General features: G+C 44.9%; 14 protein-coding genes. 8 read left to right on the top strand and 6 right to left on the bottom strand.

The features are described from left to right. Window positions 1–135 precede the first annotated feature (135 nt). Window positions 136–1047 (top strand): LysR family transcriptional regulator, encoded by a 912-nt coding sequence (locus tag F0251_RS00940; protein ID WP_105059239.1) that lies wholly within the window; start codon window positions 136–138, stop codon window positions 1045–1047. A gap of 42 nt (window positions 1048–1089) precedes the next feature. Here F0251_RS00940 and F0251_RS00945 read toward each other — a convergent pair whose 3' ends face one another. After that, window positions 1090–1704: a TetR/AcrR family transcriptional regulator gene (locus tag F0251_RS00945; RefSeq protein ID WP_061031821.1), complete on the bottom strand. Its 615-nt coding sequence runs from the start codon at window positions 1702–1704 to the stop codon at window positions 1090–1092. 236 nt (window positions 1705–1940) lie between these two features. On the opposite strand from F0251_RS00945, the gene F0251_RS00950 reads away from it, so the two are divergent. From F0251_RS00950 to cyoE, 7 genes are all read left to right on the top strand, one after another. Next, entirely contained in the window at window positions 1941–3062 is a 1122-nt protein-coding gene (locus tag F0251_RS00950) for an efflux RND transporter periplasmic adaptor subunit (protein ID WP_105059240.1), read from the top strand. 8 nt (window positions 3063–3070) lie between these two features. Continuing rightward, window positions 3071–6169, top strand: coding sequence for an efflux RND transporter permease subunit (locus F0251_RS00955; RefSeq protein ID WP_171730133.1), 3099 nt, complete (start codon window positions 3071–3073; stop codon window positions 6167–6169). 693 nt (window positions 6170–6862) lie between these two features. Beyond that, complete coding sequence (gene cyoA, locus F0251_RS00960) at window positions 6863–7759, top strand: ubiquinol oxidase subunit II (protein WP_008221709.1); 897 nt, start codon at window positions 6863–6865, stop codon at window positions 7757–7759. 5 nt (window positions 7760–7764) lie between these two features. After that, window positions 7765–9822 (top strand): cytochrome o ubiquinol oxidase subunit I, encoded by a 2058-nt coding sequence (gene cyoB, locus F0251_RS00965; protein ID WP_171730134.1) that lies wholly within the window; start codon window positions 7765–7767, stop codon window positions 9820–9822. Continuing rightward, on the top strand, window positions 9812–10429 hold the full coding sequence (cyoC, locus tag F0251_RS00970) for a cytochrome o ubiquinol oxidase subunit III (protein WP_008221707.1): 618 nt from the start codon (window positions 9812–9814) through the stop codon (window positions 10427–10429). The genes cyoB and cyoC overlap by 11 nt, the downstream gene beginning before the upstream one ends. After that, window positions 10429–10740: a cytochrome o ubiquinol oxidase subunit IV gene (cyoD, locus tag F0251_RS00975; protein ID WP_004740018.1), complete on the top strand. Its 312-nt coding sequence runs from the start codon at window positions 10429–10431 to the stop codon at window positions 10738–10740. The genes cyoC and cyoD overlap by 1 nt, the downstream gene beginning before the upstream one ends. A gap of 8 nt (window positions 10741–10748) precedes the next feature. Further along, window positions 10749–11618 (top strand): heme o synthase, encoded by an 870-nt coding sequence (gene cyoE / locus F0251_RS00980; RefSeq protein ID WP_116870266.1) that lies wholly within the window; start codon window positions 10749–10751, stop codon window positions 11616–11618. A 118-nt stretch (window positions 11619–11736) separates the two neighbouring features. On the opposite strand, the gene lepB is transcribed toward cyoE, so the two are convergent. The 5 genes from lepB to F0251_RS01005 all read right to left on the bottom strand — a co-directional run bounded on the left by lepB (window position 11737) and on the right by F0251_RS01005 (window position 16071). After that, window positions 11737–12384, bottom strand: coding sequence for a signal peptidase I (gene lepB, locus F0251_RS00985; protein ID WP_105059244.1), 648 nt, complete (start codon window positions 12382–12384; stop codon window positions 11737–11739). Beyond that, window positions 12371–12613, bottom strand: a complete 243-nt coding sequence (locus tag F0251_RS00990; protein ID WP_102278326.1) for a hypothetical protein — start codon at window positions 12611–12613, stop codon at window positions 12371–12373. Before F0251_RS00990 ends, lepB begins: the two co-directional genes overlap by 14 nt. 395 nt (window positions 12614–13008) lie before the next feature. After that, entirely contained in the window at window positions 13009–14082 is a 1074-nt protein-coding gene (locus tag F0251_RS00995) for a YafY family protein (RefSeq protein WP_105059245.1), read from the bottom strand. A gap of 466 nt (window positions 14083–14548) precedes the next feature. Beyond that, entirely contained in the window at window positions 14549–15538 is a 990-nt protein-coding gene (locus F0251_RS01000) for an efflux RND transporter periplasmic adaptor subunit (RefSeq protein ID WP_105059246.1), read from the bottom strand. Next, window positions 15538–16071, bottom strand: a complete 534-nt coding sequence (locus F0251_RS01005; RefSeq protein ID WP_105059247.1) for a magnesium transporter — start codon at window positions 16069–16071, stop codon at window positions 15538–15540. The genes F0251_RS01000 and F0251_RS01005 overlap by 1 nt, the downstream gene beginning before the upstream one ends. Window positions 16072–16818 lie beyond the last annotated feature (747 nt).

Below are 16818 nucleotides of genomic sequence, written 5' to 3' on the forward strand. Positions count from 1 at the left end.
TTTAACAAAATCCGCTTAAAAATAGGGGTTTAAGACAAACAAGCCATTCTCGTTTGTTGTTGAGATTTATATTACCTGTAAAAAACAGACAGAAAAGTTCATAATGTTGCCACTAACTGTCAGGATTTTAGACCGATGAGATTAAAGACTACCCTCGACCAATGGCAAACACTCTATGAGATAGACCGCGCTGGCAGCATTCAGGCGGCGGCATTGCAGCTCAACAAGAGTCATACCACGCTGATCTATGCATTGAGAAAATTGGAAGACCAGTTGGGTGTATCTTTGGTTCAGGTTGAAGGTCGAAGGGCAGTGTTATCGGAAGACGGCAAAGCGTTATTGCGCAGGGCGAGCAGTATGCTGGAACAAGCTCGGGAATTGGAGTTGATCAGTGAACAGTTAGGAAAGGGTGTGGAGTCTGAAATTGTGGTCGCCGTTGACCATTTGTGCTGCCTTGAGCGCCTTTATAAGCCGATGGCTGCGTTTATGGCCGAGAACAACACCACCTCAATCCAAGTGGTTGAAACGTCATTGTCGAAGACTACTGAAATGGTCACTCAAGAACGAGCCGATGTTGCTATCATTAACCTTCCAATTACCAACTATTCGGCCGAAGCCTTTGGGTTCACTATGATGGAGCCCGTTGTCGCAAGTTCGCACTCTTTGGCTAACGTGTCATCTATATCGCTCAACCAACTGTCGTCGCTGCCACAAATTGTGGTGAGAGATTTAGGTGCTCAAGGTAGTCAAGGCAATAAAAAGCTAGGCGAGAAAAAAGATGTCGGCTGGTTGAAGTCGAGCCAGCGTATTACGGTCGATAATTTCGATCATGCCTTTGGTGCAGTAGAGCAGGGCGTAGGTTATTGCAGGCTACCAAAACATATTGTTGATAGCCGAGGCAGTGACAAGCTTACCGTGTTGAATGTAGAAAAGGGCAGTGGTTATCAGGTTCCATTGCATCTGACTCTGCCGAAAGGTGCGAAGACGGGCCCCGCCGCGAAACATTTCTATGAACTGCTTCTTGAATCAGCCCGGAATGCGGACTAAGTGATATGAGAAACTGAGCTATGAGCTATGAGCTATGAGCGATTAACGAGGCTGGTTTCCATTCAAAAAAAGTGCAACGCATTCGCGCGTGTAGTTGAGCCTTTCCTCATCAGATTCGCCGCTATCATGGCCGAAGAACGACCAATACGCTGACTTGCCATGAAACATCAGCAGCAGTTGACGAGCTGCAATGATCGGTGAGCTAGACGTCGACAGAGTAAGGTCTCCAGAATCTATTTTCGATTGCAGGTAATCGGCGAGTAACTTGGTGGTTTTTTGAGGGCCGGTCTCTAAATAGATAGAGGCGATCTCTGGGTGCGTGTTGGATTGACTGACCGCGTTCTGAAAGGTTTGTCGTGACTGTTCATCTAGCAATAAGTCCTGAAACTTGACACCAAACTTCACCAATTCTTCTTCCAAAGTGGCGCCCATGTCAAAGGCTGAATGGCTCAGCTCACGCTCGGCACATTTGGTTTGCATGCAGGTTTCAAAAAGAACGTCTTTGCTTTTAAAGTGAGAGTAGACCGTTTGCTTGGAAACGTTCGCTGCTTTGGCTATCTGATCCATATTGATCTTGAAGCCATGTTCAGAGAAAAGTTTACTTGCTGCGGTTAAGATCTGCGATCTCTTCTGTTCACTCTTGATGATTTTCGTCACGTGCTTGCTTCTCGTTACTTGGTGTTGGGTCGCTACCTAGCTTGTCTCTTTGCTTAATGTCTATTGATATTCAGTAATAGGTATCTCATTTGGCGCTAAGCATTATGCTTTTTGTGATGGTTTTATCAATCACTAACGATGAAATTTATTTTTAACATAATCAAACTAGACAGTCTAGTTTGGTTTGGTTAGTCTAAAAAAAGAACATAATTGAGTACCGCATAGGAACAGTGAGTATGTATGAATTGATGAAGGGAAGCGCAGTAGCCGTGGCGTTGTCGACTCTTCTTGTTGGGTGTGGTGAAAACACACAAGCCGAGACACCTTCCGATGCAGCGGTCACTGCTGAATCGAACAGTACCGAATCGACAGTGTTAACGGTAGAAACTGTTGCCCTAGAACGCTCTTCATCATACGAAGTACAACGTGAATATGTCGGTGTGGTCAAAGCGGGTCAACAGGCGAATCTCGGCTTTGAATTGGCGGGGAAAGTTAACGAAATTCTGGTGGATGTCGGTGACACAGTCACAGAAGGTCAGCCGTTAATCAAGTTAGATACTCAGCTGTTGAAGACCGAATCGAGCCAACTAAAAGCACAAGCTGAAGAAGTGAAAGCCCAGTTGAGCCTTGTTGCTGCGAACTTAAAACGTCAACGTTCACTGAAAGCAAAAGGCTTTAGTGCCGAAGCAGAAATCGATTCGTTAACCAGTGAGCAGCGTGTATTACAAGCGAACTTACTGCGCATTGACGCCTCGGTAAAAGGTAACGACCTCAAATTGGTTAAATCGACGATTCTTGCTCCTTATTCAGGCACTATCGCAACGCGTTTTGTTTCGTTAGGTGATGTGGTCAATGTTGGCAATCCAACTCTTACATTACTGGCATCGGAAGGCAAAGAAGCGTTTATCGGTATTCCTGCCCATCAGATGACAAAGGTAACCTCACTCTCTTCGCCAAGCATTCGTGTTGGGCGAGATGATTATGATGTAACGTTGTTGAATCCGGGTGCCATGGTCGACACGCAATCCCGCAGTGTTGGTTTACGCTATCTTTTCCCTGAGCAAGCCACTGTTTTAGAAGGTCAACTGGCCTACCTTAAGTTTGACGAGCAAATCGACGACCAAGGTTATTGGGTGCCTTTAACTGGTTTGATTGATGGTTTGCGCGGTGTTTGGAACATCTTTGTGATTGGTGATGGCAGCAAGGTTGAACGTAGAAGTGTTCAGGTGTTGTTTGCGAACAATCAACAAGCGTATGTGAGTGGTGCGATTGAAGATGGCGAGCAGGTTATCGCGAGTGGTTTGCATCGCTTGGTTCCGGGCCAAACCGTGAAGCCAGTAACCACTGCTGCGGAATAGGGAATAGTATGAAAATCATAGAGACTATTTCCAATACCCGATTACTGATCTTAATGACCGCGCTGCTGATGGTGAGTGGCATTTCAGCCTTCATGACGCTGCCGCGCGCAGAAGATCCGGTGATCATCAACCGTTATGCAAACATCACAACCAGCTTTCCCGGTGCAAGTGCCGAACGTGTAGAAACCTTGGTTACTGAGGTGATTGAGAACAAGCTACGTGAGCTGAGTGAAGTTAAACTGGTGAGCTCAACCTCAAGGCCGAGCGTGTCTATTGTAACGCTTGAGCTTGATGACACTATCACCGAGCCCGAACCCGTTTGGTCGCAAGCACGTGACAAACTGTCTGACATCGAATCCATCTTACCTACGGGTGCCCATTCTCCCGATCTCGACAGTGACCATACCTACGCTTTTACCACCATCGCCTCTTTGACTTGGTCTGGTGCGGGCGAGCCTGACCGATTAACTCTAGGGCGATATGCCAAAGAGTTAGCCAAGCGATTACGAACCTTGTCGGGTACTGAGTTTGTTGATGAATATGGGATGCCACAAGAAGAGATTCAAATAAGTCTAAGAACTGCTGATGCCGCAGCGCTTGGGCGTTCGAGTGCTAACATCGCTGAATCTCTGGAAGGGGCAGATGCGAAGAACTCGGCGGGTGAATTGGTCAGTGCTTATTCTCGTTTTGGTTTAGAGATTGAATCGGAACTTGATTCGATTGAACGCATTAAACAAGTCCCAATTGCGACCGACAGTAATGGTCACATCATCCGTATGGAAGATATTGCATCGGTGAGACGTGGCGAGAAAACCCCACAAGATCAGATTGCCATTATTGATGGTGAACCGGGTGTGATTGTTGCAGCAAGGATGCATCCTGATCTGCGGGTTGATAACTGGACTTCACGTGCGAACGCTTTGATCGACAAGTTTCAACAAGAGCTGCCAAGTAATATCGATGTCACCGTACTGTTCAATCAGCAGGGCTATACCGAAACTCGCCTAAATGATTTAGGCAAAAGCTTGATGATCGGTTTCGGTTTGATCTTGATTGTATTGTTCGTGACCTTAGGCGTCCGCGCCGCAATATTAGTGGCTATTTCGCTGCCACTCACTTCGCTGCTTACGCTATCGATCATGAAAATGACCGGCGTGCCAATCAACCAGATGTCGGTAACAGGCTTGATTGTTGCGCTCGGGATCATGGTCGATAACGCGGTGGTGATGGTTGATACCATTCAGGCGTATCGATTGAAAGGGCAGCACAGAGCAGAAGCAACCATGAATGCGCTAAAGCACTTGTGGGTGCCGTTGTTGGGCTCAACCTTGACCACGGTATTGGCGTTTGCGCCGATCATTTTGATGCCAGGTGCATCCGGTGAATTTGTCGGTGGTATTGCGATAACCGTTTCTTTCTCATTGATCGGTTCTTACATTATCTCGCACACTTTAATTGCTGGCTTAGCGACAAGGTTACTGCCGAAACAATTGAGTGATGTGGACAAGAAGGGGCAACATCACTGGTACATGACGGGCTTAAGAATTCCTGCTCTAACACGTTGGTTCTCATCTTCTGTCCGTTTTGGTGTCACGCATCCAATCATCACGATTGCTTTGGTATTATTGGTGCCGTTTACTGGCTACTGGAGTATGTCTCAGCTGACTGAGCAGTTCTTCCCGCCATCAGACAGAGACATGTTTGAGATTCAGGTGTACATGCCGCCTCAAGCGAGCATTTATGCGACCAAGAATACCTCGGAAAAAATAGACGACATCATCCATCGCTATCCAGAAGTTGAGCGCATTGATTGGTTGGTGGGCGCAAACTTCCCGTCTTTCTATTACAACTTACAAGCAAGACAAAATAACGCGCCATACTTCTCGCAAGCCATGGTGAAAACGGAAAACTTTGCTCAAGCCAACGCGCTGATTCCTGAGTTGCAGAAGGTGTTGGATGAAGAGGTACCGGAAGCACAAATCTTGGTACGTAAGCTTAACCAAGGCCCTCCATTTACTGCGCCAGTTGAGCTACGTGTTTATGGTGAAAACCTCGATACCTTGAAAGCGATTGGTGAAGATGTTCGCTTGATCTTAGCGAGTGTTCCTCATGTGACTCACACGCGAGAAACCTTGCAGTCGGGTACACCTAAGGTGTGGCTGAAGGTCGATGAAGACACGGCAAAACTCAACGGTATTTCACTGAATCAGTTTGCTGGCATGTTGCAAACTACACTGACTGGTCGCGAAAGTGGCTCTGTGATTGAGGGCAGTGAGTCAGTACCAATCCGTGTTCGTGTTGCGGATGAAGCCCGTGAAAACCTGGCGCATTTAAGTAATATTCGTTTGCCAATCAGCTCTGAGGTGTACTCAACGGGGATTAATGTTTCGACTCTGGCTGAGCTCGAACTGACCACCAGTCGCGGTGCGATTACTCGTCGCAACGGACAGCGTGTCAACACCATAGAGGGCTACATTGAAGCGGGCGTCTTGCCGCAAACCGTGCTCAATGAGTTCCAAAAACGATTGGAAAGTTACGAAATTCCATCGGGCTACAGCATCGATTTTGGCGGCGAATCCGCAGAGCGCGATCACTCGGTAAACAGTCTTATCTCGAATGTCGCCGTTGTGGTTGTGTTGATGGTGTTAGTCGTCGTGATGTCGTTTAACTCGTTTAGGTTAAGTAGCATCATCTTTATGGTGGCGGCATTGGCTGGTGGGCTAGGGTTGTTATCGGTGTGGATCTTCGGCTATCCATTTGGCTTTACGGTGATCATAGCGATGCTCGGAATTGCGGGGCTAGCGATTAATGCAGCCATCGTTATTTTGACGGAGTTGAAACTGGATGAACAAGCCTCGTCTGGTAATGTGGATGCGGTCGTAGAGGCGGTGATGTCGTGTACTCGTCATATCAGCTCGACCACGATTACAACCGTTGGCGGTTTTATGCCATTGATCATCGCTGGTGGTGGCTTTTGGCCTCCGTTCGCGGTCGCGATTGTTGGCGGTACGGTATTAACCACACTTATCTCATTCTATTTCGTGCCTGTGGTTTATCATCTGATGACTAAAAAACAGCGCAAAACCGTGGCACCACAAGCGGCATAATTGACAAATCAGCGCCCTTATTTTCCTCGAAGTGGGAGAGTAAGGGCGTGCTTGTCTCTGTATTTTGACGGCAAAACGACTCCTTTTACTCGGCTTTGGCTTCATTGGCCTTCTATTTCGATACCCATCATCGTGATGAAATAAAGCTTATTATTCATGTTGATAATGAATACTTCGTGCTAACAATTTTATTTATGAATACCATTAAACTTGTATGTGAATTCATAAATTTGAACTGGATCACGCTTTATTTAATTCGCGATTTCTAATTTAGTTCATCGCTGTGGTCGTCGTTGGCTACCTCTCTCTCCGTCAATTGTTTCATTACCATTCCTTTCCACAATTAGCTTCGCTGGTGTAGCACGTTTATCTTGTGCATCCAGTTCTCGACTTATTTCAGCTATTCAACTTTCATAACTGGAAGGTTAGTTTCCAAGTTTGCTGGGTGAGCTTTCAATCCCAACTCCCCATAATGCGCCAAATGTAACAATGTATTTCAAAGTGTAACAATTAAGTCATAATTTTTGTGTGGTTTTAACCGTGCTGTAATGTTTTCACCAAGCAAAATCAGGCTCAATTCGGCTTCCCTTTGAGATGCAGCGTTTCACATGCTCAACACATAAATATTCTAATGACCATGATAACCAGTACTCGGACGTTCGATTTGAGACTGGATAACCATCGAGAAAGTTAATGGAAGCTTCAAGATATAAACGCATTTTATCGAGAGCAAACCTGTCGAGGATTGGTTTGGTGGCAACTGCCCTGATGCTCGAAGGATGCAACTCCGCATTGCTCGACCCTAAAGGTAGTGTTGGCGTTCAGGAAAAAGAGCTGATTATTACTGCTTTGCTTCTGATGCTGATTGTCGTTATCCCTGTGATCCTAATGACGGTCTACTTTGCTTATAGATACCGCGAAACCAATACCACGGAAGAGTATGCACCTGACTGGGCGCACTCGACCAAGATTGAAATCGTAGTATGGACGATTCCAATCATCATTATTGCGATTCTTGCGACCATCACTTGGCGTTCAACACACGAACTAGAGCCATCTAAGCCTCTAGAGAGTGATGTACAGCCAATGGTGATTGAAGTGGTATCGCTGGACTGGAAATGGCTGTTCATCTACCCGGAACAACACATTGCAACGGTTAACTACGTGGCGTTCCCGAAAGATGTACCTGTTACGTTTAGGCTGACTTCAGACAACATCATGAACGCGTTCTTTATCCCGCGTCTTGGTTCGCAGATCTACGCGATGCCGGGAATGGTGACCAAGTTGAACTTGATTGCAAACCACGAAGGTGACTTCAAAGGTTTTGCGTCGAACTACAGTGGCGAAGGTTTCTCTCAGATGAAATTCACCGCATCAGCACTGCCTGATCAAGTGGCATTTTTAAACTGGGTGGAGACGGTGAAGGCAAGCCCTGATCGCATTGAAGATTGGGAGCAGTTCCGTTCACTGGCAGCGCCAAGTGTCGCTGAACCTGTGACGCTGTTTTCTAGTGTCCCACCATTTTTGTTCACTGATGTTGTGACCCAGCACCCTGGTTCAATGAACTGTTTGCCGGAAAACCAAGGATAATCGTAATGTTTGGAAGATTAACTCTAGAGTCCATTCCCTACCACGAACCTATTATCGTCGTGACACTTGCGGTGATTGCGCTGGTTGGTTTGGCTGTTGTTGCTGCGGTAACGAAAGCTGGGAAATGGCAATACTTATGGAATGAATGGTTTACTTCAGTAGACCACAAAAAACTGGGCTTCATGTACATTGCCGTTGCAATGATCATGTTGATTCGTGGTTTTGCCGATGCGGTAATGATGCGTAGTCAGCAGTTGCTATCCGCTGCTGGCGAGAGCGGTTACTTACCACCGCATCACTATGATCAGATCTTCACCGCTCACGGTGTGATCATGATTTTCTTTGTAGCGATGCCGCTGGTTATTGGTTTGATGAACATCATCGTACCGCTGCAAATCGGTGCTCGTGATGTCGCGTTCCCTTATCTAAACAACCTGAGTTTCTGGTTGTTTGTAGTGGGCGTGATCCTAACCAATATGTCACTAGGCCTTGGTGAATTTGGCCGTACAGGTTGGCTGGCTTATCCGCCACTATCAGGTATTGAGGCAAGCCCTGGAGTCGGGGTCGATTATTGGATATGGGCGCTGCAAATATCTGGTGTCGGTACAACGCTAACGGGCGTGAACTTCTTCGCGACCATTCTGCGCATGCGTACTCCGTCTATGCCAATGATGAAGATGCCTGTGTTCACGTGGGCGTCTCTGTGTGCCAACATTCTGATCATCATCTCTTTCCCGATCCTAACGGTAACCATCGCGCTACTGACGCTGGATAGATACATCGGCACGCACTTCTTCACCAATGATCTTGGTGGCAACGTGATGATGTATGTGAACCTGATTTGGGCATGGGGACACCCAGAGGTGTACATCCTAATCTTGCCTATCTTCGGTGTGTTCTCTGAAGTGACAGCAACGTTCGCACGTAAAAAGCTATTTGGTTACACCTCACTGGTTTGGGCAACGGTTGCAATCACTATCCTTGCGTTTGTCGTTTGGCTGCACCACTTCTTCACTATGGGTTCTGGCGCGAATGTGAATGCTTTCTTTGGTATCGCAACCATGATTATCTCTATCCCGACCGGGGTTAAGATTTTCAACTGGCTGTTCACCATGTACAAAGGCCGCATCCGTTTCACAACACCTATGCTGTGGACTGTTGGTTTCCTTATCACTTTCACCGTTGGTGGTATGACGGGCGTACTAATGGCAGTACCGGGTGCAGACTTCATTCTGCATAACTCAGTATTCCTGATTGCTCACTTCCACAACGTGATCATCGGTGGCGTAGTATTCGGTTGTTTTGCGGCGATTGGCTACTGGTTCCCGAAAGCGACAGGTTTCACTCTGAACGAAGTTTGGGGTAAACGTGCGTTCTACTGCTGGATCATCGGCTTCTTGATGGCGTTCTTACCACTTTACGCTCTTGGTTTCATGGGCATGACGCGTCGTTTGAGCCAAGATATTAACCCTGAATTCTTACCTCTACTGGCTGTTGCGGCTGCAGGAACTGGTGTGATTGCTATGGGTGTTGTGTGTCAGTTTGTTCAGTTCTTCGTGAGTGTTCGTGACCGTGACCAAAACCGCGACCTTACTGGTGACCCGTGGGGCGGACGTACTTTTGAATGGGCAACGTCTTCACCACCGCCGTTCTACAACTTTGCAAAACTGCCTAAGGGCGATGAGCTAGATGCGTTCTGGTATCAAAAGCAAAGCGGCGAGTTCGATCCAACTAAGGAAGAAGAATACGAACGTATTCATATGCCGAAGAACACACCGACAGGTATTTATGTATCTGCATGGGCGTTGGTATTTGGTTTCGCAATGATCTGGTACATCTGGTGGCTAGCGGCGGCAAGCCTGGTTGGTATTGTTGTGACGTGTATTCAACACAGCTACAACGACGATGTTGACTACTACGTGGAAGTTGAAGAGATCAAAGCGATTGAAGCGGCTCGACGTGCACAGTTAGCAGAAGCGAAAAAACAGTCGGTGGGTGAAAACAGCGCTGACGGTGATAACAACACAAATAAAGATGATTTGGAGACGACGTATGCAAGCTAATACTCCGTCGCACACTTACGATCTTGCACACTCGCATGATCATCACCATGACTCAGCGGGCAACAAGCTGTTTGGCTTCTGGGTTTACTTGATGAGTGACTGTGTGCTGTTTGCCACGCTTTTCGCGACTTATGCCGTTTTAGAAAGTGGCTCTATTGCAGGACCAACGGGTAAAGACATCTTCGAACTTCCGTTCGTGTTTGTGGAAACCATGATGCTGCTGTTCAGTAGTATCACTTTCGGTTTTGGCATGATCGCAATGAAACGCCAAGATGTTGCTGGTCTGAAAAAGTGGCTAAAAGTAACGTTTCTGCTGGGTTTAGCCTTTATCTGTATGGAAGTGTATGAATTCCATCACTTGATTGCTGAAGGTTATGGCCCTCAAGAGAGTGCGTTCCTATCTGCGTTCTTTACCTTAGTTGGCACACACGGCTTGCACGTAACGTTTGGTCTTATTTGGATGGCAGTGGCGTATCACCAGCTTTCCACTAAAGGCTTGAACGACAATATGTCTATGCGCTTTCAGTGCTTGAGCTTGTTCTGGCACTTCCTAGATATCGTTTGGATTTGTGTATTTACCATCGTGTACTTAATGGGGGTGATGTAATGGAACAGCATCTAGACAGTGGCGCAAAAGATTACGTGATTGGCTTTGTTGCATCACTGATTCTGACCATTATTCCGTTCTATGTTGTGTGGGCGCATGCGCTTCCAAGTACTGAGACTTACGTAGTTCTGTTTGGCTGTGCGCTAGTGCAGATCTTCGTACACTTTAAGTACTTCCTACATATGGAAGTGAAAACAACCGATGGTCAGTGGAACTTAGTATCACTGATGTTTACAGCCATTGTTGTATTGATCCTGATCGCTGGCTCGGTGTGGATCATCTACAACATGAACGTCAACATGAAGTTGTAGGCTAGGGTATGCTGAAAAGTTATTTGTCTATTACCAAACCGGGCATCATTTTCGGCAACCTGATTTCTGTTGCGGCGGGGTTCTTCCTTGCCGCAAAGACAGAACCAGCCAGTGCGATGTTGTTACTGACAACATTGGCGGGTGTGGGGCTTGTGATTGCATCAGGTTGTGTGGTGAATAACATTTTTGATCGCGATATTGATCAAAAAATGAAACGCACTCAGAACCGAGAGTTGGTTCAGGGCAACATCAATACTGATGTCGCATTCATCTATGCGTTGGTCATGTTGCTAGCTGGTACGGCGCTACTGTTCCAATACGTTAATCCGATGTCTGCGGTAGTGGTGTTGCTAGGCTACGTGTTTTACGTCTTTTTCTACACCATGTGGTACAAGCGTAATTCGGTGTATGGCACGCTCGTAGGCAGCATCTCTGGCGCGGTTCCTCCATTGGTTGGCTACCTTGGCGTGACTAACTACCTGAGCTTAGAAGCCGTTCTATTGTTCATCATGTTCTGTTTATGGCAGATGCCGCACTCGTATGCGATTGCGATGTTCCGCATTCAAGACTACCGAGATGCAGGTATCCCTGTACTGCCGGTAAAAGAGGGTGTCGATAAGGCTCACAAACATATGAAAGCGTACGTGGTTGCTTTTGGCGCGGTTGCTCTCGGGCTGTTCTTGCTCGGAGAAGCGGGCTACGAATACCTAGCGGTGTCGGCGGCAGTATGCTTTATGTGGACCAAGGTGACATTCCGTAAGGTGGATTGCGCCAACTACATCCAATGGTCAAAGACGGTCTTTAAAGTCTCTCTGCTGGTGGTGATGAGCATCAGTGGTGTGTTGGGGCTGGAGTTGATTCCGTTACCTTTTTCGTAAGATAAATCGCGAGTATGACAAAAGCCGAGCTATATTGAATAGCTCGGTTTTTCTTTTTTTAGCTTATTGCTTATTGATCAGCGCTAATCGTTTGGCGAGCACTTAATATCTGTAATTTCTAACATGTTCTATGGAAAGGTGAGTAGCTATCGACCATGGTTAAGGAGCAATTGAACTTGCGATTTCCATTGGCAACATTGAGTAGAACTTTGTTATAGACACCATTAACGCTATTTATATCGACATAACCAAAGCTCTCATAGGTTGAGTCGTATGAGTAGTCTCGATTGTCGCCAAGAACAAATAGCTTTCCTTCTGGTACATGCCAAGTAATATTGTTTTCAAGTATGTTTGAATCTTCTTTGAGATACCTAACATTATATTGGCTATTACCTATTTGTTCTTTTATATAAACAAACCCATTTTCTTTTTTAGTTATACCATGGGATAATTTATTATCATTGATATAAAGATCACCATTGTCTAATGTGACAGTATCTCCAGGTATTCCAATCACTCTCTTTCTGAAGGTTATATTTTCACTTCGATGTTTAGGAGGGTGTCGAAAACGAATGACATCGCCATACTCTGGTGTATATCGCCCCGGTCGAACGCCACTTACCGTTGTCCAGTATTTACCTTCAAAGGTTGGCGCCATACTTAATCCTGTATTAGTATTGATTGAGCTAGAGAAAAAGTAAAATAGCACGAATATCCATAACGCAAGTGAAGTTGATATTGATAGAAGTAACTTAAAGCTCTTCATAACGGTTTCTCCTGCTGCAGTACTTCTCGGCAAGCATGGTAATACTGTAGTTTGCGGCAACAAATGAGCAGTAAAATAGCCCTAAAACGACAATGATTTCAATGATGTCATTGAAGCCACCATTGAATAGGTTTTTACAGAGTGAGTAATAGAGGAATAAGCTTAAGCTTAGAAAAATCGCAGCTATTGCCAGCAGAATCCATTCTACCTTTGATAAATTACGGTTCATTAATTTTACACCATAAAGAATAAAATAACAGGTAACGCAAGCAGTCGGCTAAATATTTTTAAAGGTCGATACCAATAAAAAGGAAGACGATGTACTAAGCTGTTTGATTTATAATTAAGGTGATAAAGCTCATCAATAAATGATCTTTTTATAGTGTCTATCACGGTTAAGCCTAATTGTATTTTTATTTGGAATAGTATTGTGGCAACAAAATCTGACATTTTCTGTCTAAAACAACAAAAATTACTAAATTTAATGTTATCGAGTAGTATTTAGAACGCTATTGTTCGTTGTTATGTATTTGTGTTTCTTATAACTTGCTGATGTTGTATTTATAATGGTGTTTTAATATTGGAGGATCCAATCTTGAACTTCATATGTGGTGGTGTTTGAACTTAATGTGCATAAACGTTCATTGCGTGTTTAATATCTTGTATTACATCAGTACGTAGCTGCTTTGGCTTTAGAATTTCAACGCAATCGGCATTGTTAATAAGCCATCTTTTGAAATCGACGCTATCCTGAGCTTGGGCTTTTACGATGTAGTGGTTTTGAGCTGTCTCTTCTATATTTTGACATTCACTGAGTTTGTACTCGTCGACAAATCGGTTTTTGCCATAAGTATCTCTTGTCATTTTTAAAAGCACTTCACAGGTTTCACCACCGTTGACCTTTTTACCATTGTTTGTTGAGAGGTAAGTTGTGAGGCAAAAATTCTCTTGATTACCCATAGAGAAGTTCTGACCTGAGTGAAGCTCAACATGGCTAATGTTATGCACAGTGTAGGTGCGATATTTACCGGGCATCGAACTGCTCTCAGCATTTTTTTTATAACGCTCTAATCCAACGAGGTAAAAGGCTTTTTGGTAAACGAAAGAGGCATAAGGGTCGACTTCGCAACGGCTTCCTTCATATTCAAATGAGACCACTTTACGATTTTCTAGCGCACTCTCGAGCTTACTTAGCACTGTGTAATCGGCCTTGGGAGCAACAACATCGTAACTGCTGACCTGTATTTTAAAAGGTGCCGAGTTTGATACGTTATTTGCTCTGGAAAGCAGTGTTAACGCTTCACTTAGTTTCGTTCCTGCGGACGGCAGTATACGTTCAAGTACTTGGCTACCTATGATACCTAGGATTGAGATAGATTCATTCAACCCTGGGTTCACATTGAACTCTGCGCCCTCTTTTACTTTATAGCGAGCCTTTGATGCGATTCCTTCTCGAACCAGAAGATCATTGTGTCCGTTTGGTCCGTCACCCTGAGCCCCATGATACTTGTATATCGAATCTAAGATGCGTTCTGCCCACTTTTGTTGGGCTTCTTTAGAGGTACCTCCACGGTAGTAAAAAGGCTCTTTTCGCACATCATCTAGGTACTCTTTTGACGTTATTCCTTGCTCTTTGGTTGAAAGTAAATTGAGGCAATGTAAGTAACAATAAAAATCACCGAACGCTTTTGCTGACACGTTATTCCTCCATCTCTAATTGATATTTATCGTATTTAATCACAAATTTATTTCACAGAATGGCAGAAAATCACACTTTTCATGTGGGATTAGATGAAACAGTTCATTTTTACGTCAGTTTTATCGCGTATTTTGTAACTGTTTGTAATGAGTGTGTTTTTTGAACGGAAATTACAAGGTTATCGGTAAAATTGAATCATTGCTCCCATAAATAAATGGTTGGTTGGATTGCCACTTTTTAATAATTGTGATTTGTTTTTTGTGGCTATTGAAGTCGGGTGCGAGAACAACTTGATTAAGAGTGCATTTTTAGAGGAAGGAGTCGATTAACTGTGTATTTTTAAAGGAGAGATATGCTGTTTCTTAGTTTGTTGAATTTTGAGAGTCATGCGCTGCTGCAATAAAAATACCCCGACGAGCGGGGTATTTTTGTTTGTCTTCTATTCAACTCTTACGCATAGCTTGTTTACCAAGCACCTAGGTAAGACTTGTAAGATTGTAGGCGAACTGTTGCTGCGCCAATCACGTCAATGAAGCCCCAGAAAGGATGCGGCTTCTCCGCTGAAATCCAAGCCGCGCCAGCGGCACCGATAGGAATGTTGTAGCCTTCTGGTTCAAAGATTTCTAGCACTACCGTACGACCTAAACCATTGCTGTTTTGAGCGACGTGCTGACCAACACTTTGTGGGCCTTGCAGTGGTGAAATACTTGATTCACCAGTACCTGCCGTAAAGCTGTGTACTTTGGCACGGAACACGTGACCCGGATATGCATCGACAAAGAATTCCGCAAAATCGCCCACTTGCACGTAACCGTAAGTCTGGTCTGAGATACGCATCTCTAAGAACTTTTTGCTGGTGTTGTACAGGTGCATGTTGCCCATGACAGAGCCTTCAGCAATGTTCACAATCGATACTTGCCCATCAAACTCTGCTCGCACTGTTTTCTTCTCTTGCGCCCAATTCACTTTCTGTAAATCGGCTTTCAGTGAAGCCAGTTCTGCGTGCATCACGCGAAGATCTGAGTGGTACTTTTCAACATCACGAGCATTGAAGATCTCAGGCGACGTTTCTGCACGCTCTAAATCACGCGTCATCTGTTTGATCTGCTCTTCTTTCTGAACGATTGAAGATTCGATCTTCGCTTTGTCTGCTGCTGAGTCGATATCGACAAGTGTGTAGATCACGTCGCCTTTCTTTACCAATTGGTTGTGGTCAACGAACACTTCATCAATTTGCTGGCCGAAGATCGGTGACATTACTGCATGCGGCGCTTTTACCGTTGATGAGTTGGTCATATCTACCGGAGCCCAGAGACGAGAAACAATCGCCAATAGGCCTAGAATCACCACGCCACCAATCGCGGCCCAAGTGTAGTTCTTAATTGTTTTCTTTAGTGCGCCAGTCGCAAACAGGGACCATACAATCAGAATGTATGGGATCATCATCTCTTTCATTATGCGGCCTCTTTTCCAGTTGCTGTCTGCTCAGACTTAGTTTCTTCTGCTTGTTCACTATCGGACTTTTGAAGCTTCGGTTGAATACCACGGCGAATGACATCACTGATCGATTGACCGATGTGTTTCCAGTTAGCGAGAGCAATGACTAGAGCGATAACCCAGAACGTCTTGTTAATGAATAAGCCACAAAGCGAGAGTGCAAATACAATCTGTACATGGGCACTTTTGTGCTCTTTCGCCTTGTGCACACCGAGCTCATGGATTTGCCACATACCGTAGATAGCAGCGAATACAACCGCGAGAGTTACGGAGAACAAGTAACCGGAGAAGTACTCGCTTTGGAAGAAGTTCATCATCATTTCGTTCGGGTGGTTATTGAACTGAGAAAGGTCGATGTCTTTGGAGTGAATTGTACCCATAGGAGCAAGCGCCCAAGCACCAGCAAACATCAGGGCCATAAATAGGCAGAATTTGACGAGAACCATCACGACGGCCCCAACTTTCTGCAGAACAATTTTAAGAATTTTCATATCTCAACCTAAATAATAAGGAGAGAGAAAGTGCAGTCTTGGTACAAGACTTTTAGATGACATCTGCAAGAGGTGTTGAATACCAGTGAGCGATACCGCCGACTGAAATCAAAAGTATTGGATGACAATTAAAAATCGCTTTGCCCAAAGAGACAACGCATTCTCGCGAAAACAGTGCTAAAAACACCGAGCGAAATCATTCTTAAACTAGAGTCAACCATTGCGAAGTTCGGTTGTTACAGTAGCTTTTTGCGCCGTCGTCCATGGTGCTTGCAACACTGTTATCTACACATTTTTAGGTTTTCTATGTCGGTCAAGAATTGATTTGTAGGGGAAATAATAGGAAGTGTGAAGGGCGCTATCTACCCAGTATGGCGATATTGAACTATCGTAATTACGATAGGTTTAAAGGGTATTAGAACGGTAAGTGGATTTATTTGAACGGGCTCAAACTCGGCTTATAAAATATGTCTACTAAATTAGCCTGGATCATAGAATCGGTTATAAAAGTATCAATAAGTCTGAAAAAAAATATTGGATACTCCGAATAGTCTAGGGTGGGGTTTGAGTAGATTAAGCTATTCTGGCACTACGAATAGCGTTGGATTCCCAATCTGACGAATGTGGCAGCTATTCGTCACAGTGAGTTGTTCTTATATTTCTGCTCTTTACCACATGCTGCTCCATTCTCAGTTTGGACTAACGAGCGATAATTGACCGTTCCATTCTATCGGTTTTACGATAAGA

This window comes from Vibrio sp. 070316B, assembly GCF_013114115.1.
GTDB lineage: Bacteria > Pseudomonadota > Gammaproteobacteria > Enterobacterales > Vibrionaceae > Vibrio > Vibrio chagasii_B.

Coding starts and splice junctions, on each gene's coding strand:
- F0251_RS00940 (WP_105059239.1), top strand. CDS start 136: ATGAGATTAAAGACTACCCTCGACCAATGGCAAACACTCTATGAGATA.
- F0251_RS00950 (WP_105059240.1), top strand. CDS start 1,941: ATGTATGAATTGATGAAGGGAAGCGCAGTAGCCGTGGCGTTGTCGACT.
- F0251_RS00955 (WP_171730133.1), top strand. CDS start 3,071: ATGAAAATCATAGAGACTATTTCCAATACCCGATTACTGATCTTAATG.
- cyoA (WP_008221709.1), top strand. CDS start 6,863: ATGGAAGCTTCAAGATATAAACGCATTTTATCGAGAGCAAACCTGTCG.
- cyoB (WP_171730134.1), top strand. CDS start 7,765: ATGTTTGGAAGATTAACTCTAGAGTCCATTCCCTACCACGAACCTATT.
- cyoC (WP_008221707.1), top strand. CDS start 9,812: ATGCAAGCTAATACTCCGTCGCACACTTACGATCTTGCACACTCGCAT.
- cyoD (WP_004740018.1), top strand. CDS start 10,429: ATGGAACAGCATCTAGACAGTGGCGCAAAAGATTACGTGATTGGCTTT.
- cyoE (WP_116870266.1), top strand. CDS start 10,749: ATGCTGAAAAGTTATTTGTCTATTACCAAACCGGGCATCATTTTCGGC.
- lepB (WP_105059244.1), bottom strand. CDS start 12,384: ATGAAGAGCTTTAAGTTACTTCTATCAATATCAACTTCACTTGCGTTA.
- F0251_RS00990 (WP_102278326.1), bottom strand. CDS start 12,613: ATGAACCGTAATTTATCAAAGGTAGAATGGATTCTGCTGGCAATAGCT.
- F0251_RS01000 (WP_105059246.1), bottom strand. CDS start 15,538: ATGAAAGAGATGATGATCCCATACATTCTGATTGTATGGTCCCTGTTT.
- F0251_RS01005 (WP_105059247.1), bottom strand. CDS start 16,071: ATGAAAATTCTTAAAATTGTTCTGCAGAAAGTTGGGGCCGTCGTGATG.